Consider the following 20,082-nt stretch of genomic DNA (forward strand, 5'->3'; position numbering starts at 1 on the left):
TGCGTCTGCAGCGCGAGGCTCGTGGCCAGCGCGGCGCGCACCGGCGCGAGCGGCGGCGGCACGGGCTCGGCGGCGAGGTGCGGCACGGGGTCGGCGCGCAGGGCGTTCACCCACTGGATGCGGTCGCGCGGCTGGCTCAGCACGAGCTTGACCGGGGCCTTGCCCACCTCGGCGATGGCGGCCTCGTTGGCGCCCACCGAGACCTGGCCCTGCGCATTGGAGAACTCCACCGTGCCCGACAGCACCGTGAGCAGCGTGCGGCCATCGTCCTCCACGGCGAGGTCCCAGTCCGTGCCGCGGATCGCGGCGGTGGCGGCCGGCGTCTCCAGGTTCAGCCGGCTGCCATCGGCCCGGCGCGTCTGCGTCCACGCGCGCCCGGCGTTGAGCAGCAGGGTGGTCACGGGCTGGGCCGGCGTGGCCACGCCCTTGACCTGCAGCACGGTGTTCTGGTGCAGGCGCAGCTGCGTGTCGTCGGCGAACAGCAGGGCCATCTTGGCGGCCTGGCGCGTGCGCACGAAGTCGCCCGTGGCCAGGGCCTGGGCGGGGCGGGCGGGCTGCCAGTCGGCGGCGGCGGCGGCGCGCTGGTCGCCCGTACCCTGCAGGCTGACGATCTCCGCGGCCGCGCCCGCGGGCACGGCCGCGTGGCCGGAGAGCGGCCAGGCCAGGGCGGTCAACGCGGCCAGCGCCGTGAGGGCGGGCAGGCAATTCTTCTTGTGGGGCATGTCGTGGACTTTCGGGGAAGGCTGGAATGGCACCCGCCGGGCGCAACCTCCCTGGCGCCCGGCGTCCAGAAATTATCACGAGCCCCGGCCCCGCAGCCCCCCGCCTACACGCTGCATGCGCTTGCATTTTCATGAAGAAAGCCACATTTCGCAGCATCAAGTCAGGGCCCGGGGATCGCGCACCACCCCGCACGGCCCCTTCCTACAGACGCCGTGCGGGGTCGGTGCTACAAATTGGCATACCCCTTGCATCGCACCGGGTGCACACCATTTGCGTACTGCCCGGAGCCCTCCACCATGCCCGCTTCCCGCCGCCTCAAGATTGGTCTGTCCGCCTGTTTCCAGCATGCCGACCCCACCCGCCCGCTTTTCACCGGCAAGACGCTGCAGTATGTCGAGCAGTCCATCGCGCACTGGCTCATGTCCGCCGGCGCGATGGTCGTGATGGTGCCCTGTCCCACGGGCGAGACGGCGCGCGGCGACGTGACGCTCGCGCACTACGCCGACTGGCTCGACGGCGTGGTCATGCACGGCGGCGCCGACGTCTGGCCGGGCAACTACGGCGAGGAGCCGCTGCGCGAGGAGTGGCTGGGCGACCGGGTGCGCGACCTGTACGACCTGGCCGTGGTGAAAGCGTTCGCCGAGGTGCGCAAGCCCATCTTCGGCGTCTGCCGGGGCCTGCAGCTGATCAACGTGGCGTTTGGCGGTGCGCTCTACCAGGACCTGCAGACCCAGCACCCCGGGGCGCTGGAGCACCGCAACGCGACCACCTACGACCAGCATTTCCACGACATCCATATCGTGCCGGACTCGCACCTGGCCAAGCTGTATCCCGACACGCCCCGCGCCCGCGTCAACAGCATCCACCACCAGGGCATCAAGCGGGTGGCGCCGGATTTTGTCGTCGAGGCCCTGAGCGAACCCGACGGCGTGCCCGAAGCGATCCGCCTGAAGCCCGCGCCAGGGCGCGGCTACATCGCCGCCACCCAGTGGCATCCGGAATTTCACAAGGTGGGCGCGGACACCTTGGACGACACCGCCATCCTCGACGACTTCCTGTCCGCCTGTGCGCTGGCCAAGGCCAACCCCCCGCCGCACCGCGGCCCCCTGCGCATCCGCGACCGGGCGACGCGGATGCTGCGGCAGGCGCTGCACAGGACCCGGGAGTGAGCGCACGCCGCGCCCGGGCGCGGCGCCTCAGGCGGGCTGCGCCCGCACGGCTTGCCCGGCCTTGACCTCGGCGCCCGGGCCGCCGGCCAAGGCCGTCCCCACCACATCCTCCATCTGCGCCCGCAGCCAGCGGTGCGCCGCATCCTGCTGGTAGCGCGCGTGCCAGACCAGGTACATCGGCAGGCGCGGGCAAGGCACCGGCACGGGCGCGCTGGCCAGCGCCGAGAGCGCCGTGCGGCCCAGCAGCGAGGGGGCGGTGGTGAGCAGCGGCGTGCCGCGCACGAAGGCGGGCAGCGCCCCGAAGCCCGGCACGCGCACCGCGAAGCGGCGGTGCAGGCCGCGGGCCGCCAGCTGGCGGTCCAGCGCCAGGCCGCGGTGCGCCTCATAGGCCACCGTCACATGCGCCGCCGCGAGATAGTCCTGCGCGTCGCGCGGCGCCTCGCGCACGGCAGGGTCGTAAAACACCCGGTACTGGTCCTCGAACAGGCGCTTTTGCAGGATGTCGGTGCCGTCCGGCGGGCGCGGGGTGATGGCCAGCTGGCATGCATCCGAGCGCAGCAGGTCCGCGCCGGGCGCGCCGCTGGGCACGATGCGCAGCGTGACATCGGGCGCGGCCTCGCGCAGGCGGGCGGCCAGGGGCGGCAGCAGCAGGTCGCGCTGGAAATCGTTGGCGGCCAGGGTCAGGTCGGCCCGCCAGCGGGCAGGGTCGAACGCGCAGCCCTGCGCGAACTGCTGCATCTGGCGCAGCAGCTCGCGCGCCGGCGCCGCCAGGCTTTCGGCCCGCGCGGTGGGCACGATACCCCGCCCCCGCTTGACGAACAGCGGGTCTCCCGTGATGGCGCGCAGCTTGCCCAGCAGGTGGCTCACCGCCGACTGCGTGACGCCCAGACGGGCGGCGGCGGCGGTGATGCTGCCGGTTTCCAGCACCGCCACCAGCAGTTGCAGCAGGTGGGCGTCCAGGCCGGACCAATCATCGATTCTGCTCATGCGTTCGATGATCTTTGCCCCCTTCATCTTTGGCAATGCACGCCCGACACTGCGGCCTGACCTACATCAAGCCACGGAGACATCGTGACCACGAAACCCACCCCGCCGCGCCCCATCCCGGGCACCACGCCGTTCGATGGCGCCCAGGCCCGCAAGGGCTATGCGCTCAACAAGATGTGCTTCTCGTTCAACGACGAGGCCAACCGCAAGGCCTTCGCCGAGGACGAGGAGGCCTACATGCAGCAGTACGGCCTGAACGCGCAGCAGGCCGCCGCCATCCGCGCCAGGAACGTGCTGCAGCTCATCGCGGCGGGCGGCAACGCCTACTACCTGGCCAAGTTCGCGGGCATCTTCAGGCTCGACATGCAGGACATCGGCGCGCAGCAGACGGGCATGACCAAGGACGCATTCAAGGCCATGCTCGTGGCCGCAGGCCAATAAGGAGACATCACATGGCACAACTCATCGGCGGCCTCGGCACCTCGCACATCCCCGCCATTGGCGGCGCCATCCACAAGGGCCTGCAGAACGAGCCCTACTGGAAACCCTTCTTCGACGGCTTTCCGCCCATCCGCCAGTGGCTGCAGGCCCGCAAGCCCGATGTGGTCGTGATGTTCTACAACGACCACGGCCTGAACTTCTTCCTGGACAAGATGCCCACCTTCGCCGTGGGCGCCGCCGCCGAATACCACAACGCCGACGAGGGCTGGGGCATTCCCACGCTGCCGCCGTTCGCGGGCGAGGTGGACCTGTCGTGGCATCTCATCAACACGCTGATCGACCAGGAGTTCGACGTGACCACCTGCCAGGAGATGCTGGTGGACCACGCCTGCACGCTGCCGCTCAAGCTCTTCTGGCCCGAGGGCGACTGCCCCGTGACGGTGGTGCCGGTGTGCATCAACACCGTGCAGTTCCCGCTGCCGTCGGCCAAGCGCTGCTATGCGCTGGGCAAGGCCGTGGGCCAGGCCATCCAGAGCTGGGACAGCGACAAGAAGGTGGCGGTGATGGCCTCCGGCGGCCTGAGCCACCAGCTCGACGGCGAGCGCGCGGGCTTCATCAACAAGGCGTTCGACCTGCAGTTCATCGAGAGCCTGACCACCAACCCTGAATGGGCCACGCAGTTCAGCGTGCACGAGCTGGTGGAGAAGACGGGCACCCAGGGCGTGGAGCTGCTGATGTGGCTGGCGATGCGCGGCGCGCTCAGCGCCGCCGCGCCGGGCGTGCGCCGCGTGCACAGCAACTACCACATCCCGATCTCGAACACCGCCACCGCTGTCATGGCGCTGGAGGCGGCGTAGCACGGTGGACGGCAGCCCAGGCGCCCAGAACCTGCCCAGGGGTTCTGGATGCGCGGGCTAGCGGCCGGCCACCGCGACTGGCATCCCATCCAGGCAAGGAAGGCGCGCGGCGCCACCAAGGCCTCGAACAGGTTCCAAGGAACGCTGGCCGCCGCCTTCAACGCCCTGCCGGCTGGTGCAGGCCAAAGCGGACCCCGCCGGGGTCCGTGCACATGAGAAACACGCCAAAGCCGGGCTCCTGCGGCCCCGGAGGCTGCACGGTCCCTCCCAGCGCCAGCACACGCTGGGCCGCCTGCGTCGCATCGGCCACTTCAAAGAAGGGGGTGATGGCCCGCGCAGGGTCTGCGCCATGCAGGCCGACGTTCATGTTCCCATTGCGAAACCAGCCCTCGCCCTCCTTCTCCGTGGGCTCGAAGGCCCATTGAAAGAGGTGGCTGAAAAACTGCTGCGAAACCAGGGCGTTTTCGGCTCCAATTTCAAGGAATGAGACGTTGGCGTGCATCGGAAGCTCCATCTGAAAAAAACAGGTCAGGTTCGCCAGTCTGGGCTGCTTGCGCCTGTCCGTCTTGAAGAAAAATGACCTGGGGGGTTCCGGTGCCTCGGACCGCGGCCCCCGTCCTCTCCCCCCGGCTACGCCGTCTCCACCAGGCTGGCAGGCTTGCCCGGGACATCGGCCCAGCCTGCGCGCTGATAGGCCGCTGGCGAGCAACCGGCAAAGTGCCGGAACTCCCGGCTCAGGTGGCTCTGGTCGGCATATCCGCAGCGGGCGGCCAGATCCGCCAGGTCCGCCATCCCCGCGGGCCCGGTGACCTCTCCCAGGGCCTGCTGGGCCGCGCCAAAGCGCAGCCGCCGCGCCAGGCGCTTGGGTGTATCCCCCAGCTGGTTGCGGGACTGCAGCGCCAGATGCCGCTCGCTCCAGCCCACGGCGCGGCACAGGGCAGACATGGACAGGTTGCCGCGCTGCGCGCTGAGCAATGCCCAGGCCTGCCGCACCGGGGCCTGCGCCGTGTGGCGCGACCGGCCCAGCACCCCCTGCAGACACCGCTGCACCAGGGCAAACCGCGCGGGCCAATCCGGCGCGTGGTGCAACTGCTCGGACAGCCGCGTGGCCGTGCCGCCCCACACATCGGCCAGCGCGGCCACCGGGCACGAGAGCACATCCGGACTGCCATGGAACAGCTGAAAGCCCAGCCAGGGTGCCAGCGTCACTTCCACGCAGGACTGCGCTCCCAGGTGCTCGGTCACCATCGGCCCGCCACCGAGCCCCGCCACCAGGGATTGGTACCGCTGCATGGCGCCGCCGGGCTGCCCGACGCCGTAAGCCGCGTGCCAGCCGATGATCAGCTTGATGCCCGCGTGCGCGACCTCCAGGCGGCGCACCGTGTGCGGCAGGTATTCCTCGAACCCCCACATCGCGCAGGCGGCGGCGGGCAGCCCCGGCAAGCCGGGGCCGGGGATGGCCCGGCTTGAGGCGATGAGCGATGGCATGGGTTCCTCCTGCCGGGCCGAAGTGCGCCGGTGGGCCACCTTACACCGCCCAGCGGCTCCCCAGGTCGCCGGGGTTCGCGGACCCCGCGCCGCCCGCGAACCCCGGCGGTGCTGGCACGGGAGGCCGCGCAGCCACAGGCTTCAAGCCTTTTTGGCGTCTAGCGCTTTATCCATCTGCGCAGAAAGCTATTTTTTTGATAGCAAATACACCCTGCAAGCTGGTCGGACACCGGAAAATACTGTAAATTAATACAGTGAATTTACAGTCCAAACTCGCCATCCTGGCCGACGCCGCCAAGTACGACGCCTCGTGTGCATCCAGCGGCGCGGCGCCGCGCGATTCGGTGGGCGGGCGCGGCATGGGCTCCACCGAGGGCATGGGCATCTGCCACAGCTACGCGCCGGACGGCCGCTGCATCTCGCTGCTCAAGATCCTGCTCACCAACTTCTGCCAGTACGACTGCCTGTACTGCGTGAACCGGGTCAGCAGCAACGTGCAGCGCGCCCGCTTCACGGTGCAGGAGGTGGTGCAGCTCACGCTGGACTTCTACCGGCGCAACTGCATCGAGGGGCTGTTCCTCTCCAGCGGCATCATCCAGAGCCCCGACTACACCATGGAGCAGGTGGTGGAGGTGGCGCGCGTGCTGCGCGAGGAGCACGACTTTCGCGGCTACATCCACCTCAAGACCATCCCCGATGCCTCGCCCGAGCTGATGGAGCGCGCGGGCCGCCATGCCGACCGGCTGAGCATCAACGTGGAGCTGCCCACGCCCGAAGGGCTCACGGCCCTGGCGCCGCAGAAGGACGGCGCGGCCATCGCGCGCTCCATGGCGCGCATGGCGGTGCACATCGAGGACGCGCGGCAGGCGCGCAAGGAACAGCAGGCCGCCGCCCAGGTGGTGTCGATGCCCGCCACCCGGCGCACGCTCACGCGGCGCGCGGCGGCACCACACTTCGCGCCCGGCGGGCAGAGCACGCAGATGATCGTCGGCGCCGACGCCACCGACGACCGCACCATCCTGGCCACCAGCGCCGGGCTGTACGGCGTGCACCGGCTGCGGCGCGTGTACTACTCGGCCTTCAGCCCCATCCCCGACGCGGCGCGCGCGCTGCCGCTCGTCGCGCCACCCACCGTGCGCGAGCACCGCCTGTACCAGGCCGACTGGCTGATGCGCTTTTATGGCTTCGCGCACGGCGAGATCGTGCCCGCCGGCCAGGGCGGCATGCTGGCGCTGGACATGGACCCCAAGCTCGCCTGGGCGATTGCGCACCGCGAGCGCTTCCCCGTGAACCTGAATACCGCCCCGCGCGAGCTGCTGCTGCGCGTGCCCGGCTTCGGCGTGTTGACGGTGGACCGCCTGCTGGCCGCGCGCCGCGTGCGCCGCCTGCGCCACGCCGACCTGGCGCGGCTGCACGTGCCGCTCCAGAAGGTGCTGCCTTTCGTGGAAGCCGCCGACTACCGGCCCGGCCGCGCGCTCGACGCCGCCGACCTGGCCGCGCGCATGGCCCCGCCGCCGGCGCAGCGCAAGCTTTTCGATTGAGGCAAGCCACCATGGCCCTGCACACCATCACCCTCGCACATGCCACCGACTGGCCGGGCTTTCGCCGGGCCGCGCGCGCGCTGGTGCAGGCCGGCGTGCCGCCGCAGGAGGTGCAGTGGTTCACCGCGCAAGGGGCCGCGCAGGACCTGTTCGCCAGCCCCGCGCCACCGGGCTCCTCCGTGGATCCGCTGCCGTCCCCGGCGGGCGGCGCGGCGCCCCGGGTGCCCGAGGATTTCCTGCGCCTGTGCGAGCGCCTGGTGCTGCACCGCAACCCGGTGCGCTTCGCGCTCATGTACCGCCTGCTGTGGCGCCTGGTGCGCGAGCGCGGACTGCGCCACGACCCCTTGGATGCCGACCGCCTGCAGGCCCACCACATGGTGCGTGCCGTGGCGCGCGACATGCACAAGATGCACGCCTTCGTGCGCTTTCGCCCCGTGACCGACACCGAGGGCCATACCGTGCAGGTGGCCTGGTTCGAGCCCGACCACTTCATCACCGAGGCCAATGCCGGCTTCTTCGTGCGGCGCTTCACGCAGATGCGCTGGGCCATCCTCACGCCCGATGCCAGCGTGCGCTGGGACGGCACGGCGCTGCACACCGGCCCGGGCGGCCAGCGCAGCGATGCGCCGCCGCCCGACGCCGGCGAGGCGCTGTGGCTCACCTACTACCGCCACATCTTCAACCCCGCGCGCCTGAAGACCGACATGATGCGCAAGGAGATGCCGCAGCGCTACTGGCACAACCTGCCCGAGGCCTCCCTGATCACCGAGCTGGCGCGCGGCGCCCACGAACGCAGCGCGCGCATGGTGCAGGCCGAGGCCACCACGCCGCGCAAGGCCATCGCGCCGCTCATTCCGTCGCACGCGCACGCATCGCGCTGAACTGCGGCGCGGGCTCGGCGGCCGTCCAGCGCCAGGGCAGCGCATGTGCGCGCCACACGCCGCCCAGCACCTGCAGCCGCAGCACACGCTGCGCGCCGGGCCAGCGCGCACGCGGGGCCTCGTCCCAGAGCAGCTCGGCGCGGGCGGCCACGTGCAGCAGGCCGCCACCGTCATAGTCCACCCACAGCAGCCCGGCCTGCGGGTGCAGCGCGAGATTGCCCAGGGTGTTGAAGAACAGGTTGCCAGGATAGTCGGGAAGGCTGAGCACCAGGCCCTCGGCCGTTTGCTCGGCATGCACGAAGCCCGGCTCGCCGCCACGGTGCGACACGTCCACGCCTTCATCGCGCCCTGCGCCCGGGTGCGCCGCCGAGGCACTCGCGATGAACATCGTGTCGCTGCGCGCGATCAGGCCCCGCGCGGCGGCGTCGAGCCCCGCACCCAGCACCTGGGCCGGTGCCGGCGGCGTCACCTCCGCGCGCAGGCCGGGCGCACGCGCCTGGATGTACTTGGGACAGTTGCCGAAGCTCTGCACCACGTCCACCTCCAGCCCGCGGGCGCCGAACGACGCCACCCGCCCGTTCATGCGGTTGCGCCGGCGCGTGTGCGGCTCCAGGCCCAGCACGCCCACCGGCGCACCGGGCACCAACTGGGCCAGCACCGGGTCGGCCGCATCGGGCACCACCGCCATGTTCATGGCACGGGCATCGGGCGTGTGCACGAAGCCCGGCGGCCCGGCCACCATGGTGGCCCAGGGCTGGCCCTGGTCGTCGAGCGCACCCAGCAGCAGCGTGGGCAGCTTTTCGAACAGCTCGCGGTGCTGGTCGGGCATGTGGTCGCGCAGCACCAGGGGCCCCACGGCGGCCATGCGCTCGCGCACGCCCACGCGCTCCTGCAGGGCCTGCTCGCCCGCGTGGAAGGCGGCTGCGGGCGTGGCGTTCATGCCGGCACCATGGCGCCAGGGGCGGGCAGGCGGTCCGCCAGCGGCACATAGCCCGGCAGGGCTTCCATGCGCGCCACCCAGGCCGCGATGCGCGGATAGGTGGCGAGCGACAAACCGCCGATCGGCGCCTGCGAGGTGTAGCTCACCATGGCGATGTCGGCCAGCGTGGGGGCGGCACCGCCCAGCAGCCAGTCGCGGCCGTCAAGCGCGGGCTCCATGAAGTCAAAGAGCCTGCGGCCGATGGCGAGCGCCGCCTCGCTGGGCTCGCGGCCCGTGAGGGCGGCAAAACGTGCGCTCGATGCCCCGGGGGCCAGCATGCCGGCCGCCAGGCTGAACCAGCGCTGCAGGCCGGCCTGGCCCACCGGGTCCTGCGGCAGCCAGTGGCTGCCGGGCGCATAACGCTGCACCAGGTACACGAGGATGGCGTTGCTGTCGGACAGCACCACGTCGCCATCCACCAGCACGGGCACCTGGCCCAGCGGGTTGCGCGCCAGGTGGGCGGCCTGCCGGTGTTCACCGGCGAGCAAGTTCACGTCGATCAGCGCGTGGGGCAGGCCCAGCATCGAGAGCATCAGCTCGGCACGGTGGCAGTGGCCCGAGATGGACATGCGGTACAGCGTCAAAGGGGAGGTGGGTGCCATGGCGGTGGGTCCTGGAGAGGGTCAACAAACAAGCCTCCACGTTAGCTATTGCGCATCTCGCCGTGAATAGCCATAGTTAGCCTTTCAAAATTGCATCTTCCGCAACAATGGACCATCTCGACACCCTGCGCTGCTTCGTGGCCGTGGCCGATGCGGGCGGCTTCGCCGTGGCAGCGCGGCGCCTGGGCTGCTCGGCCACGGCCGTGACCCGCGCCATCGCGGCGCTGGAGGCCCGCCTGTCGGTGCTGCTGTTCCAGCGCAGCACGCGCATGGTGCGGCTGACCGAGGCGGGCGAACGCTTCCTGGCCGACTGCCGCCCGATCCTGAACGACCTGCAGGAGGCCGAGCAGGCCGCCAGCGGCGCGCAGGCCGAGGCGCAGGGTCTGCTGTCCATCACCGCGCCGCAGATGTTCGGCATCCAGCACGTGGCGCCCATCGTGCTGGACTTCCTGCAGGCCCAGCCCCGCGTGCAGGCGCGCACGCTGTTCGTGAACCGGCTGGTGCACCTGCTGGAGGAGGACATGGACGTGGCCGTGCGCATCGCCCACCTGCCGGACTCGGGCCTGACCGCGCTGCGGGTGGGCGCGCTGCGGCGCATGGTGGTGGCGTCGCCCGGCTACCTCGCGCGGCATGGGGAGCCGCGCCACCCGCAGGAACTGGGGCAGCACCGGGCGATTGCCTTTTCGTTCGATGCGCGCGCACCCGCGCCCTGGAAGTTCCGGGGGGGCGCCACGGGCATGCCGCAGCAGGCCTGGATCAGCAACAGCAACGAGGTGGACATCGCCGCCGCCGAGGCAGGCCTCGGGCTCACCCGGTGCCTGGCCTACCAGGCCGCCGCCAGCCTGCGCGCCGGGCGCCTGCGCGTGGTGCTGGCCGAGCACGAGCCCGACCCGGTGCCCGTGCACATCGTCTACCCCGCGGGACGGCGCGCGCCCGCCAAGGTGCGGGCCTTTGTCGAATTCGCGCGCGGGCGGCTCGCGGCCGAGCCGGTGCTGCAGGGGCGGGGCCTGGCGCGGCGCAGCGGCGGGCGGGGGTGACGGGCCACCATGGCAACCTCGATGATTTTGGCCGCCAACGCCCGTCCATCCGGCGAAAATAGCTATTAAATAAATAGCATTCCGATCCCTCAGTCCGCAGCATGCCCCGGCAGCCGCAGCGCCGCCGCCGTGGCCTGCAGGATCTCGTCGGAGAACTGCGGGTCGTCCGCAGCCCGCGCCAGCACCAGGGCGCCCACGAGGCTGGCATAGTCGGCCAGCGCGCGCTGGCGCCTGGCGGCCTTGCTGCGCCCGGGCACCAGCGTGGCCAGGCCCGCCACCTGGGCCTGCATGCCTTCGGTCACGGCCCGGCGCACGGCCGGCCCCTGGCGCGACGCATCGCCGCCCAGCGCGGCGAGCAGGCAGCCCTGGCCCGGCGCATCGCGGTGGCCCGGCGACAGGTAGGCCGACTCGATCGCGGCGAGCGGATCCCGCCCCTGCGCCGCGGCGCCGCGCGCGAGCGCGGCCCACGCCGATTGCAGCCCGTCCAGCGCGCGTGCCGTGGCCTGCGCCATCAGCTCGTCCTTGGACGCGAAGTGCCCGTAGAAGCCGCCGTGCGTAAGCCCCGCGCTCTTCATGAGGTCCGCCACGCCGATGCCGTCAAACCCGCGTTCGCGGAACAACCGCGCCGCCGCATCGAGGATGCGCTCGCGGTTTTCCGCCATCTGTTCCTTGCTCACCTTCATCGCCGATCCCCTTTGTGCCGGATGCCCCGAAAACGCCAGCTTGATATTTTAAATGATGGTTGTCATATAATTTAAACGTGATGACCGTCATCTAAAACACGCTTCCAGGAGCCCCCATGACCACCCCCACGTCCCCTTCCCCGCGCCCCTTGCCGGGCGCGGCGCCACGCCGCCGCCGCCACGGCCTGATTCCGCCCACGGCCACGCCATCCGCAGGAATAGGGAAGGCACCGCCATGCAAGCACTGATTTCCGCCTATGCCCGTTCCCCCTTTCACTTCGCGCGCAAGGGCGCGCTGGCGGGGGTGCGGCCCGACACCCTGGCCGCGCAGGTCGTCACGGGCCTGCTGCAGCGCACCGGCATCGACCCGGCCACGCTCGAGGACGTGATCGCCGGCTGCGCCTACCCCGAGGCCGCGCAAGGCAACAACATCGCGCGCATCGTGTCGCTGCTGGCGGGGCTGCCGCACGCGCTGGGCGGCATGACGGTGAACCGTTTCTGCGGCTCGTCCATGTCGGCCATCCACATCGCCGCCGCGCAGATCGAGGCGGGCCTGGGCGAGGCGTACCTGTGCATCGGCGTGGAGTCGATGAGCATGGTGCCGCAGGGTGGCTTCAACTTCTCGGCCCAACCCGCGCTGTATGAGCACAGCGACGCCTACATCAGCATGGGCGAGACGGCCGAGAACGTGGCGCGCCGGTACGCGGTGTCCCGCGCCGACCAGGAGGCGATGGCCGTGTCATCGCACCGCAAGGCCGCCGCCGCGCGCGAGGCCGGCCGGCTGCAGGCGGAGATCGTGCCCATCGCGCTGGACGCGGGCGAGGTGGTGGCGCAGGACGGCTGCATCCGCCCCGGCACCACGCCCGGGGCGCTGGCCGCGCTGCGCCCCGCGTTTCGCGAGGACGGCGTGGTGACGGCGGGCACCTCGTCGCCGCTGACCGACGGCGCCGTGGCCGTGCTCGTGGCCACCGAGGCCTACGCCGCCCGGCACGGACTGTCACCCCTGGCGCGCATCCGCGCCCTGGCCACGGCGGGCGTGGACCCGGCCTACATGGGCATGGGCCCCGTGCCCGCCACGCGCAAGGCGCTGGCGCGCGCGGGGCTCTCGGCCAGCGACATGGATGTGGTGGAGATCAACGAAGCCTTCGGCTCGCAGGCGCTGGCCTGCATCCGCGAACTCGGGCTGCGCGAGGACACGATCAACCTCGACGGCGGCGGCCTGGCCATCGGCCACCCGCTGGGCGCCACGGGCGCGCGCATCACCGGCAAGGCGGCCGCGCTGCTGCAGCGCCAGAAGGGCCGCTACGCACTGGCCACGCAGTGCATTGGCGGCGGACAGGGGATTGCGACGGTGCTGGAGGCGCTGTAGCCCTCTCCAAGCCGGGCCTCGGCCTGCCCGGGGGCCGGCCCACGAGGCCGCAGCCAGCGCGGGCGGCCGCCACCCTCCATGTCAATGCTGGTGCCCGTGCGCGCCATGCACATGGCGGTGCGCAATTTCTTCGGCGCTGGCGGCGCGCACATCGGTCACCTTGCAGCTGAACTTCAGGGCCTGGCCCGCCAGCGGGTGGTTGCCGTCCAGGTGCACTTCGGGGCCCTTGATCTTGACCACGTTGAACACGGCGGGCTGGCCGTCGCTGCCCACGCCCTGCAGCTGGCCGCCGACCTTCACGCCGGGCGGAAACTCGGTCTTGGGGATGGTGCGCACCAGGCTTTCGTCGCGCGCGCCGAAGGCCTCTTCCACGGCGAGGTCCAGCGTGGTGGCAAAGCCCACGGACTGGCCTTCGAGGGCGGACTCGACCTTGGGGAAGATGTTTTCGTAGCCGCCGTGCAGGTACGACAGGTTGCCGGCATCCAGCGGCTTGCCCTGGGGCGTGGTGACCTTGTAGGTGAGGGTGACGGCGGAGTCTTTGGTGATGGGGGTGCTCATGGCTGGGCTTGCGCTTTCATCTTTGGGTCAGGGGGTGCGGCGCGGCGCCTTGCCCGCCGGCTGGCGCCCGGGCCGCGCTGCGCGCATCGAAAACCTGGATTGTCCACGAGCGGCCCGGCACCCCGCCCGGCCGCGCCCGCGACCCCACCGGGCGAAGGTGTTCAGGCCTGCGCCGCCGCGGCGTCCTCGCCGGGGCGCTCTTCCTCGGCCTGGCCGGGGTAGCGCGCAAACCGCCGCGCCTCGGTGCCGTGCACCGGGTCCTGCTCGGCCCAGGGCCAGCCGCCGAACTGGGTGCGGCGGTAGTCGTTCATGGCCTGCATGATCTCGGCCTGCGTGTTCATCACGAAGGGGCCGTACTGCGCCACGGGTTCGCCAATCGGCCGGCCCTGCAGCACCAGGCATTCCACGGTGGTGGCGCCGGTGTTGGCCAGCAGCCAGTCCTCTTGCGGGCGCACCTGCAGCGCGGCGTGGCGGTCCACGTCCTGCGGGCCCACGCGCAGGCTGTCGCCCACGAAGAAGTACAGCATGCGCTGCGTGCCTTCGCCCTGGGCGGCAGGCAGGGTCCACTCGGCCCCCGGCTCCAGGCGCAGCGTCCAGATGGCCACGTCGCCCTCGTGCTGCGAGGCCCAGGATTCCGGGGGTGGCGGCAGGGGCGCGGGCGCGCCGGGCAGGGCACCCGCCACCACCGTCACCGTGGTGGCGCGGCCGGCGGCGTCGTGGTGCACCAGGCGCGGGATGCGCTCGTTCCACAGCATGGTGAAGTGCGGCTCCACCATCTTGTTGCGCGCGGGCAGGTTCAGCCAGATCTGGAACAGCTCCAGCGGGTTGGGCTCGGTGGCGTTGAGCAGCGGGAACATCTCGGAATGCACGATGCCCTTGCCAGCCGTGACCCACTGCACGTCGCCGCCGCCAAACCGCGCGGCCGCGCCCAGCGAGTCGGAATGGTCGATCAGGCCCTTGCGCACCAGCGTCACGGTCTCGAAGCCCCGGTGCGGGTGGCCCGGAAAGCCGGGCACGGTGTCGCCGTGGTACATGCTCCAGCCGTCCTTGCGGCTGAAGTCGCTGCCGATCTGGCGGTCTTCGATGGGCACGGCCGGGCCGAACGCGGCGTTGCCCGCGGGGTAGGCATCGTCGTGGTGGGCGCAGAAAAGAAACGGGTCGAGCGTGGGCCACTGCGGTCCCAGCAACTGGGCGCGCACGATGGGCACCAGGGCGGTGGTTGCAGCAGGTGTGGACGACGACATACGAAGGCTCCTCGTGTTGTGCACCACCACGATCGGGCGGCATGCCAGTGGAATATGGCGCCAATGGTGCCTGAGCAGAAGTGCGCCCGGTGGAACAGTGCGGTGCGCCAGGCAGGACAGTGGGGGCCATCCCGGCGGGCCCACCTTGCTCGCAATTTGAAAGAAATGGGGCGCTAGCGCCCATGGATATTGCGCCAACAGCTATCTATTCAATAGCAGTTCGTTTTTTATCCCCTAGTGAGCCGCCACCTGCGCGCCCACGGCCGGGGGCCGCGCGGGCCGCAGCACCAGGCCACCCAGCAGCGCCGCCGCCAGCGAGCCCGCGGCCGCCACCCAGAACGCCAGCTGGTAGCCGCCGTTCAGGGCCATCGGGGCCGATGCCCCCGCTTCGCGCAGCGCGCCGGTGCGCGCATCGGCCAGGCTGGCCAGCACCGCCAGGCCCAGCGCGCCGCCCATCATGAACGCGGTGTTGACCACACCCGAGGCCAGGCCCGAATCCTCGGGCTTCACGTCGCCCATGGCGGCCAGCAGCAGCGGATTGAGCGCGATGCCCGCCCCCACGCCCAGCAGCAGCATGCCGGGCAGCACATGCGGCACGAAGCGGCCGTCCACGGGTGCCAGCGCGAACAGCACCAGGCCCACGGCGGCCAGCAGCAGGCCCCAGCCCAGCGTGCCGCGGATGCCGTAGCGCATCACCACCCAGGCCGACAGCCCCAGCGAACAGCCCGCCATGATGAGATTGGACGGCAGGAAGGCCAGGCCCACCTGCATGGCGTCGTAGCCCAGCACCAGCTGCATGTACAGCGCCGACAAGAAGAACCACGCGAACATCCCGGCGGCCCACAGCACGCCCACCACGTTGGAGATGGCCAGGTTGCGCTGGCGCAGCAAGGGCAGCGGCACCAGGGGCGCGGCCACGTGCGATTCGATGTACAGGAACAACGCCAGCAGCGCGGCCGAGGTGCCCAGCAGCCCCACCGACTGCAGCGAGGCCCAGCCCGCCTCGTTGCCGTTGACGATGGCATACACCGCCAGCATCAGCGACGCGGTGATGGTGACGGCGCCCGCCACGTCCAGCCGCTGGCCGTGGGCATGCCCCTTGCCGCCCGGCAGCAGCACCAGGCAGGCCGCGTAGATGGCCGCGCCCACGGGGATGTTGACCAGAAAGATCCAGTGCCAGCTCAACGCACTGGTGAGCACGCCGCCCAGCAGCACGCCAATGCTGCCGCCTCCCGCGCAGACAAAACCATAGACCCCCATGGCCCGCGCGCGCTCGCCGGGCTCGGTGAACAGGTTCATGATGAGCGACAGCGCCACGGCCGACACCACGGCCCCGCCCACGCCCTGCACCGCGCGCGCCGCCACCAGCAGCCCCTGCGTATGGGCCAGCCCGCAGGCCAGCGACGCGAGGGTGAACAGCGTGATGCCCGCCAGGAACAGCCGCCGGTGGCCATACAAGTCCCCGAGCCGCCCGCCCAGCAGCAGGCAGCCGCCAAAGGTGAGCATGTAGGCGTTGACCACCCACACCAGGGACGTTTCGGTGAAGCCCAGGTCGGCCTTGATGCTGGGCAGTGCGACGTTCACGATGGTGGTGTCGAGCACGATCATGAGCTCGCCCAGGCACAGCAGGATGAGGGCGGGCCAGCGTGCGCGGCCTTCGATGCGGAGGGTCATGGAGCGGCGGGAGTGAAAAAAAGGATTCGCAGCGCGGCGCGCGCCCCTCCAGGGGGGGCGCACCGCGGCGGCTCAGGGGGTTCTCGTGTATTTTGCTTGCATGATCTGGTTCCAGCTGCCGTCCGGCTGCTGGCTGAACGACGTCAGCGTGCGCTCGGTGGCGCTCACCAGCGTGATCACGTCACGGTAGCAGGCGGTCTTGCCGTCGCCCTTGAAGCTGGGGCCTTCGGTCTCCAGCGTGAGCACCTTCCGGTCGGCATCGAGCGTGCCGCGATAGACCCACATGTGGGTCATCATCGAGCCCACCCAGGTGCCCAGGAACACGTTCTTCTCGGGGTCGTAGCCCAGCGTCATCTGCATGCGCGCCTCGCCGCCACCGGGCATGGTGCCGGTGCCTTCGAGGATCACCCACAGGTCGCCCAGGGCGCGGCCATGTTCGGCGCCCACGGACTGCTGCGCCGGTTCGCCCGGCGGCGGGTCGCAGTCGGAGGTGCTGGTCCAGTGGCCCAGCAATTGCTGCAGCCAGCGGTGCATGGCATGGGGTTCGGGATTCATCATGGAAGTCTCCTTGCAGGGGAATGTGAGGGGGTGTGAGGGTTGGGGGGTCAAGCCGCCCGGCCGTCGTAGTGGTGGACGGGCACGCTGCCCAGGTCGAGGCCCTCCACGCAGCGCAGATTGACCGCCGCCACGGGCTGGCCCTTGGGGTCCACGCCTTCGCCAAAAGGATGGATGCCGCAGGCCGGGCAGAAACGGTGCCGGATCACGTGCCTGTGGAAGGTGTAGGTGGCCGCGTCGGCCTCGGGCGTGGTCAGCCGCAGCGCGCCGCGCGGCACGAACCACAGCAGCGATCCGCGCCGGTGGCACATGCTGCAATTGCAGGCCAGGCCGCTGTCGACGGTGCCTTCCACTTCGAAGGCGACCTTGCCGCAGTGGCAGCTTCCCTGGTACTTCGTGGCCGCCGCGCTCATTCCGGCGCCACCACCATCCACGACACGCCAAAGCGGTCGGCCACCATGCCGAAGGCTTTCGAGAAGAAGGTCTTGGCCAGCGGCATCTGCACCTGCCCGCCCTCGGCCAGCGCGTCGAAGTAGCGCTTGGCCTCCGCCTCGTTCGCGGGGCTCAGCGCCAGCGAGATGCCCTGGAAGTTCAGCTGGCCCGAACCCATGCCGTCCGACGCCATGAGCTGGGTCTCGCCCACGTTGAAGGCGGCGTGCATGACCATCTCGGGCGTGGGGCCGGGGCCGGCGCCCTCGGCGCAGCCCTGGCCGGCGGCGGGCTCGGGGTTGTCCTTGTAGCGCATGAGCATGGTGACCTGCGCGCCCAGGGCGCGGCGGTAGAAATCCAGGGCCTCTTCGCAGCGGCCTTCAAACATCAGATACGGCTCGACTTTCATGGGGGTCTCCTTGGGAAGGTCTCGGAACATGGATTTCGGCGCACAATTGTGAACACCGTCCACAAACAATACCAAAGATAATGGACAGTGTCCACATCTCACCGCCCATGACCGTAACCACTCGCAACACCCCCACCGCACGCAGCACCTACCGCCATGGCGACCTGCGCCGCGCCCTGCTGGACGCGGGCATCGAGCTGGCGCGCCAGGGCGGCCCCGACGCCGTGGTGCTGCGCGAGGCCACGCGCCGCGCGGGGGTCGCGCCCAATGCGGCCTACCGCCATTTCGCCAACCGCGACGACCTGCTGGACGCGGTGCGTGCCGCCGCCGTGGCGGCCGTGGCCCAGGCCATGGAGGCCGAACTGGCCCAGGTGCCCGCCACGGGCACGGCCACCGAGCAGGCCCACGCCAAGGTGCGCGCCGTGGGCGCGGGCTACCTGCGCTTCGCGCATGCCGAGACAGGCCTGTTCCGCACCGCCTTCGGCGGGCGCTTCACCGTGCAGCACGACCCCGACCCGGCCATGGGCGGCGCCACGGGGCTCAACCCGTTCCAGCACCTGAGCGCGGCACTCGATGACCTGGTGACGGCAGGCGCCCTGCCGCCCGAGCGCCGCCCGGGCGCCGAATACCTGGCCTGGTCCACCGTGCACGGCATGGCGCTGCTCTCCATCGACGGGCCGCTGCGCGGCACGCCGCAGCAGATGCTGGACCTGCTGGGCCTGCGCCTGCTGGACATGGTGCGGCGCGGCCTCTAGGCGCCCGTTCCCGGCGCGCGCAGCGCCGCATGTCCGAAGCCATTCCACGCGCTGGCGCTTGAAGAACAAGCGCTTTAAGCTACATATTTGATAGCAAATTCAATTCTGCTGCTCAGCCACCGTCCAGCCCGTACATCCGCGCCGTGGCCCGCACCCGGGCCACCAGCGCGCGGCGCAGGGCGGCGGGCCGCAGCACCTCCACCTGCGGCGACAGGCGCAGGAGCTGGCCGCAGGCGTGCTCGACCGACTCGATGGGAATGGTCACCGCCACGCGCCCGTCCGCCCGGCGCGGGGGGGCGGCCGTGGGCGCGGCCGCCACGGCCCGGGCCACCGCGCTGCTGAGCGCGCGCAGCCCCTTGAGCCCGGCGGGCGTGGCCAGCAGCGCCGCCTCGCCGGTGTAGAGCCCGGCTTCAAAGCGCCGGATCGACCGCGCCCAGTAGCCCGGCAGGTCGAACCGCGCGGGGCGGCGCACCGGCGTGGCGAGCGCCTGCGCCGCCAGGATGTTCGAGACGCGGTAGGTGCGTGGCCCGCTGTCGCCACCATCGCCACCATCACCGCCGCCCTTGCCCGTGGCCTTGTCCGCCGGCAGCGCCACCAGGTACCAGGCACCCGCCTTGAGCACCAGGCCCAGCGGGCTCACGGTGCGCTCCACGGTGTCGGACCAGCTTTCATAGCGCATCGCGATCTGGTGCCCGCTCCACACGGCGGCGGCCACCGTGGACAGGTGCGGCGTGGGGTCGCTCTCGCGGTACCAGTCCACCGGGTCCAGGTGCAGGCGGGCGCTCACGCGCTGCGCGTCCTCGCGCCATGCGGCGGGCAGGGCGGCCAGCAGCTTCAGGCGTGCGCCCTGCACGTCGCTGCCCAGGCCCAGGTCCTGCGCGGGGCCGGGCAGGCCGCTGAGGAACACGGCCTGCGCCTCCGACGGCGTGAGGCCCGTGAGCGTGGTCTTCCAGCCCGGCAGCAGCGCAAACCCGCCATGGCGCCCGCGCTCGGCATAGATGGGCACGCCCGCGGCGCTGAGCTGGTCCACGTCGCGGTACAGCGTGCGCACCGACACCTCCAGCGCCCCGGCCAGCGCCGGCGCGCTCATGCGGCCCTGGGTTTCGAGCAGCATCTGGAGCGAGAGCAGGCGGCTGGCGCGCATGGCGGGAAAGGAAGTGGTCCGGTAGGGTGCGGCGCGGGCCCGGGGCCCCTGGCCAGAAAAAAAGAAGGCAGCTGCGGCGAAGATACCTGAAATACCTGCCATGCGGTGTCATGTATGGGGGCGCAGACTGCGGGCATGACTTTCATCGACCCCCACCCTGCAGGAGCCCGCATGCACGACACCGCCATGGCCACGCGCCACCCCTGCGCCCCACCCGCCGCCGACGAATGCGCCATCGTCGAGCTGCGCCAGTACACGCTGCACCCGGGGCAGCGCGACGTGCTGATCGAGCTGTTCGACCGCGAGTTCGTGGAGACCCAGGAGGCGCAGGGCCTGCGCGTGCTGGGCCAGTTCCGCGACCTGGACCGGCCCGACCTGTTCGTGTGGCTGCGCGGCTTCGGCAGCATGCAGGCGCGCCGCCAGGCGCTCGAAGCCTTCTACAGCGGGCCCACCTGGGCCGCGCACCGCGACGCCGCCAACGCCACCATGATCGACTCCGACAACGTGCTGCTGCTGCGCCCCGCCTGGCCCGGCGCGGCCGCCGCGCTGCCCCAGCA

Annotated in this window: 23 protein-coding genes; 9 read left to right on the forward strand and 14 right to left on the reverse strand. The window is 71.2% G+C overall.

All coding sequences use genetic code 11. The features are described from left to right. A partial coding sequence (locus tag AC07PV_RS24625) for a FecR family protein (RefSeq protein WP_494631574.1) occupies nt 1-722 on the reverse strand: 722 nt, incomplete at its 3' end. A 297-nt stretch (nt 723-1,019) separates the two neighbouring features. Here AC07PV_RS24625 and AC07PV_RS24630 point away from each other — a divergent pair. Beyond that, the gene (locus AC07PV_RS24630) at nt 1,020-1,892 is read left to right on the forward strand and encodes a gamma-glutamyl-gamma-aminobutyrate hydrolase family protein (RefSeq protein WP_218298053.1); all 873 of its coding nucleotides are present in this window, start codon (nt 1,020-1,022) and stop codon (nt 1,890-1,892) included. A gap of 27 nt (nt 1,893-1,919) precedes the next feature. On the opposite strand, the gene AC07PV_RS24635 is transcribed toward AC07PV_RS24630, so the two are convergent. After that, the gene (locus AC07PV_RS24635) at nt 1,920-2,888 is read right to left on the reverse strand and encodes a LysR family transcriptional regulator (RefSeq protein WP_370628538.1); all 969 of its coding nucleotides are present in this window, start codon (nt 2,886-2,888) and stop codon (nt 1,920-1,922) included. A 72-nt stretch (nt 2,889-2,960) separates the two neighbouring features. Here AC07PV_RS24635 and AC07PV_RS24640 point away from each other — a divergent pair, with 72 nt between their 5' ends. Continuing rightward, the gene (locus AC07PV_RS24640) at nt 2,961-3,320 is read left to right on the forward strand and encodes a protocatechuate 4,5-dioxygenase subunit alpha (protein WP_494631582.1); all 360 of its coding nucleotides are present in this window, start codon (nt 2,961-2,963) and stop codon (nt 3,318-3,320) included. An 11-nt stretch (nt 3,321-3,331) separates the two neighbouring features. Beyond that, nucleotides 3,332-4,177 (forward strand): class III extradiol dioxygenase family protein, encoded by an 846-nt coding sequence (locus tag AC07PV_RS24645; RefSeq protein ID WP_494596822.1) that lies wholly within the window; start codon nt 3,332-3,334, stop codon nt 4,175-4,177. 157 nt (nt 4,178-4,334) lie between these two features. Here the strand turns inward: AC07PV_RS24645 and AC07PV_RS24650 are convergent, their stop codons facing one another. Both AC07PV_RS24650 and AC07PV_RS24655 read right to left on the reverse strand, forming a co-directional pair. Continuing rightward, the gene (locus tag AC07PV_RS24650) at nt 4,335-4,679 is read right to left on the reverse strand and encodes a VOC family protein (RefSeq protein ID WP_218298057.1); all 345 of its coding nucleotides are present in this window, start codon (nt 4,677-4,679) and stop codon (nt 4,335-4,337) included. Between the two features lie 128 nt (nt 4,680-4,807). Then, on the reverse strand, nt 4,808-5,665 hold the full coding sequence (locus AC07PV_RS24655) for a helix-turn-helix domain-containing protein (protein WP_255591883.1): 858 nt from the start codon (nt 5,663-5,665) through the stop codon (nt 4,808-4,810). A gap of 254 nt (nt 5,666-5,919) precedes the next feature. Between AC07PV_RS24655 and AC07PV_RS24660 the strand changes: the two genes are divergently transcribed. Together AC07PV_RS24660 and AC07PV_RS24665 are read left to right on the forward strand one after the other, a co-directional pair. Further along, nucleotides 5,920-7,206, forward strand: coding sequence for a putative DNA modification/repair radical SAM protein (locus AC07PV_RS24660; RefSeq protein ID WP_492254150.1), 1,287 nt, complete (start codon nt 5,920-5,922; stop codon nt 7,204-7,206). A gap of 11 nt (nt 7,207-7,217) precedes the next feature. Continuing rightward, on the forward strand, nt 7,218-8,087 hold the full coding sequence (locus AC07PV_RS24665; protein ID WP_492254151.1) for a TIGR03915 family putative DNA repair protein: 870 nt from the start codon (nt 7,218-7,220) through the stop codon (nt 8,085-8,087). Here AC07PV_RS24665 and AC07PV_RS24670 read toward each other — a convergent pair. After that, complete coding sequence (locus AC07PV_RS24670; protein ID WP_494631575.1) at nt 8,056-9,027, reverse strand: flavin-nucleotide-binding protein; 972 nt, start codon at nt 9,025-9,027, stop codon at nt 8,056-8,058. The genes AC07PV_RS24665 and AC07PV_RS24670 overlap by 32 nt on opposite strands. Beyond that, complete coding sequence (locus AC07PV_RS24675; RefSeq protein WP_218298061.1) at nt 9,024-9,668, reverse strand: glutathione S-transferase family protein; 645 nt, start codon at nt 9,666-9,668, stop codon at nt 9,024-9,026. The genes AC07PV_RS24670 and AC07PV_RS24675 overlap by 4 nt, the downstream gene beginning before the upstream one ends. Nucleotides 9,669-9,775: 107 nt before the next feature. Here AC07PV_RS24675 and AC07PV_RS24680 point away from each other — a divergent pair, with 107 nt between their 5' ends. After that, nucleotides 9,776-10,705: a LysR family transcriptional regulator gene (locus AC07PV_RS24680; protein WP_218298062.1), complete on the forward strand. Its 930-nt coding sequence runs from the start codon at nt 9,776-9,778 to the stop codon at nt 10,703-10,705. 89 nt (nt 10,706-10,794) lie between these two features. On the opposite strand, the gene AC07PV_RS24685 is transcribed toward AC07PV_RS24680, so the two are convergent. Continuing rightward, nucleotides 10,795-11,388: a TetR/AcrR family transcriptional regulator gene (locus tag AC07PV_RS24685; RefSeq protein ID WP_218341747.1), complete on the reverse strand. Its 594-nt coding sequence runs from the start codon at nt 11,386-11,388 to the stop codon at nt 10,795-10,797. 235 nt (nt 11,389-11,623) lie between these two features. Here AC07PV_RS24685 and AC07PV_RS24690 point away from each other — a divergent pair, with 235 nt between their 5' ends. Then, nucleotides 11,624-12,757 carry a thiolase family protein gene (locus AC07PV_RS24690; RefSeq protein ID WP_494601073.1) on the forward strand — a complete coding sequence of 378 codons (1,134 nt, stop codon included), beginning with the start codon at nt 11,624-11,626 and terminating at the stop codon, nt 12,755-12,757. Nucleotides 12,758-12,838: 81 nt separating this feature from the next. Here AC07PV_RS24690 and AC07PV_RS24695 read toward each other — a convergent pair whose 3' ends face one another. The 6 genes from AC07PV_RS24695 to AC07PV_RS24720 all read right to left on the reverse strand — a co-directional run bounded on the left by AC07PV_RS24695 (nt 12,839) and on the right by AC07PV_RS24720 (nt 17,626). Next, on the reverse strand, nt 12,839-13,315 hold the full coding sequence (locus AC07PV_RS24695; protein WP_218341745.1) for an FKBP-type peptidyl-prolyl cis-trans isomerase: 477 nt from the start codon (nt 13,313-13,315) through the stop codon (nt 12,839-12,841). Nucleotides 13,316-13,476: 161 nt separating this feature from the next. Next, nucleotides 13,477-14,559, reverse strand: coding sequence for a pirin family protein (locus tag AC07PV_RS24700; protein WP_218341744.1), 1,083 nt, complete (start codon nt 14,557-14,559; stop codon nt 13,477-13,479). 234 nt (nt 14,560-14,793) lie between these two features. Then, on the reverse strand, nt 14,794-16,233 hold the full coding sequence (locus tag AC07PV_RS24705; protein ID WP_218341743.1) for an MFS transporter: 1,440 nt from the start codon (nt 16,231-16,233) through the stop codon (nt 14,794-14,796). A gap of 72 nt (nt 16,234-16,305) precedes the next feature. Continuing rightward, complete coding sequence (locus tag AC07PV_RS24710) at nt 16,306-16,791, reverse strand: DUF1579 domain-containing protein (RefSeq protein WP_218341742.1); 486 nt, start codon at nt 16,789-16,791, stop codon at nt 16,306-16,308. Nucleotides 16,792-16,838: 47 nt separating this feature from the next. Next, nucleotides 16,839-17,201, reverse strand: coding sequence for a GFA family protein (locus AC07PV_RS24715; RefSeq protein ID WP_494631577.1), 363 nt, complete (start codon nt 17,199-17,201; stop codon nt 16,839-16,841). Further along, a complete protein-coding gene (locus AC07PV_RS24720) occupies nt 17,198-17,626 on the reverse strand; it encodes a VOC family protein (protein ID WP_218298070.1) in 429 nt (142 codons plus the stop codon). The genes AC07PV_RS24715 and AC07PV_RS24720 overlap by 4 nt, the downstream gene beginning before the upstream one ends. A 107-nt stretch (nt 17,627-17,733) precedes the next feature. Here AC07PV_RS24720 and AC07PV_RS24725 point away from each other — a divergent pair, with 107 nt between their 5' ends. Continuing rightward, complete coding sequence (locus AC07PV_RS24725; protein WP_494631578.1) at nt 17,734-18,381, forward strand: TetR/AcrR family transcriptional regulator; 648 nt, start codon at nt 17,734-17,736, stop codon at nt 18,379-18,381. A 112-nt stretch (nt 18,382-18,493) separates the two neighbouring features. Here the strand turns inward: AC07PV_RS24725 and AC07PV_RS24730 are convergent, their stop codons facing one another. Then, nucleotides 18,494-19,525 (reverse strand): helix-turn-helix transcriptional regulator, encoded by a 1,032-nt coding sequence (locus AC07PV_RS24730; RefSeq protein ID WP_494631579.1) that lies wholly within the window; start codon nt 19,523-19,525, stop codon nt 18,494-18,496. Nucleotides 19,526-19,696: 171 nt separating this feature from the next. On the opposite strand from AC07PV_RS24730, the gene AC07PV_RS24735 reads away from it, so the two are divergent. Next, nucleotides 19,697-20,082 (forward strand): NIPSNAP family protein (locus AC07PV_RS24735; RefSeq protein WP_494631581.1); only part of this gene is annotated, 386 nt, incomplete at its 3' end.

This window comes from Acidovorax sp. GW821-FHT09A11 (assembly GCF_059418365.1).

Bases quoted from the DNA above. Each gene is read 5' to 3' on its own strand.
- AC07PV_RS24630 (WP_218298053.1), top strand. From the start codon at position 1,020: ATGCCCGCTTCCCGCCGCCTCAAGATTGGTCTGTCCGCCTGTTTCCAG.
- AC07PV_RS24645 (WP_494596822.1), top strand. From the start codon at position 3,332: ATGGCACAACTCATCGGCGGCCTCGGCACCTCGCACATCCCCGCCATT.
- AC07PV_RS24650 (WP_218298057.1), bottom strand. From the start codon at position 4,679: ATGCACGCCAACGTCTCATTCCTTGAAATTGGAGCCGAAAACGCCCTG.
- AC07PV_RS24655 (WP_255591883.1), bottom strand. From the start codon at position 5,665: ATGCCATCGCTCATCGCCTCAAGCCGGGCCATCCCCGGCCCCGGCTTG.
- AC07PV_RS24665 (WP_492254151.1), top strand. From the start codon at position 7,218: ATGGCCCTGCACACCATCACCCTCGCACATGCCACCGACTGGCCGGGC.
- AC07PV_RS24670 (WP_494631575.1), bottom strand. From the start codon at position 9,027: ATGAACGCCACGCCCGCAGCCGCCTTCCACGCGGGCGAGCAGGCCCTG.
- AC07PV_RS24675 (WP_218298061.1), bottom strand. From the start codon at position 9,668: ATGGCACCCACCTCCCCTTTGACGCTGTACCGCATGTCCATCTCGGGC.
- AC07PV_RS24680 (WP_218298062.1), top strand. From the start codon at position 9,776: ATGGACCATCTCGACACCCTGCGCTGCTTCGTGGCCGTGGCCGATGCG.
- AC07PV_RS24685 (WP_218341747.1), bottom strand. From the start codon at position 11,388: ATGAAGGTGAGCAAGGAACAGATGGCGGAAAACCGCGAGCGCATCCTC.
- AC07PV_RS24690 (WP_494601073.1), top strand. From the start codon at position 11,624: ATGCAAGCACTGATTTCCGCCTATGCCCGTTCCCCCTTTCACTTCGCG.
- AC07PV_RS24695 (WP_218341745.1), bottom strand. From the start codon at position 13,315: ATGAGCACCCCCATCACCAAAGACTCCGCCGTCACCCTCACCTACAAG.
- AC07PV_RS24700 (WP_218341744.1), bottom strand. From the start codon at position 14,559: ATGTCGTCGTCCACACCTGCTGCAACCACCGCCCTGGTGCCCATCGTG.
- AC07PV_RS24705 (WP_218341743.1), bottom strand. From the start codon at position 16,233: ATGACCCTCCGCATCGAAGGCCGCGCACGCTGGCCCGCCCTCATCCTG.
- AC07PV_RS24710 (WP_218341742.1), bottom strand. From the start codon at position 16,791: ATGATGAATCCCGAACCCCATGCCATGCACCGCTGGCTGCAGCAATTG.
- AC07PV_RS24715 (WP_494631577.1), bottom strand. From the start codon at position 17,201: ATGAGCGCGGCGGCCACGAAGTACCAGGGAAGCTGCCACTGCGGCAAG.
- AC07PV_RS24720 (WP_218298070.1), bottom strand. From the start codon at position 17,626: ATGAAAGTCGAGCCGTATCTGATGTTTGAAGGCCGCTGCGAAGAGGCC.
- AC07PV_RS24725 (WP_494631578.1), top strand. From the start codon at position 17,734: ATGACCGTAACCACTCGCAACACCCCCACCGCACGCAGCACCTACCGC.
- AC07PV_RS24730 (WP_494631579.1), bottom strand. From the start codon at position 19,525: ATGCGCGCCAGCCGCCTGCTCTCGCTCCAGATGCTGCTCGAAACCCAG.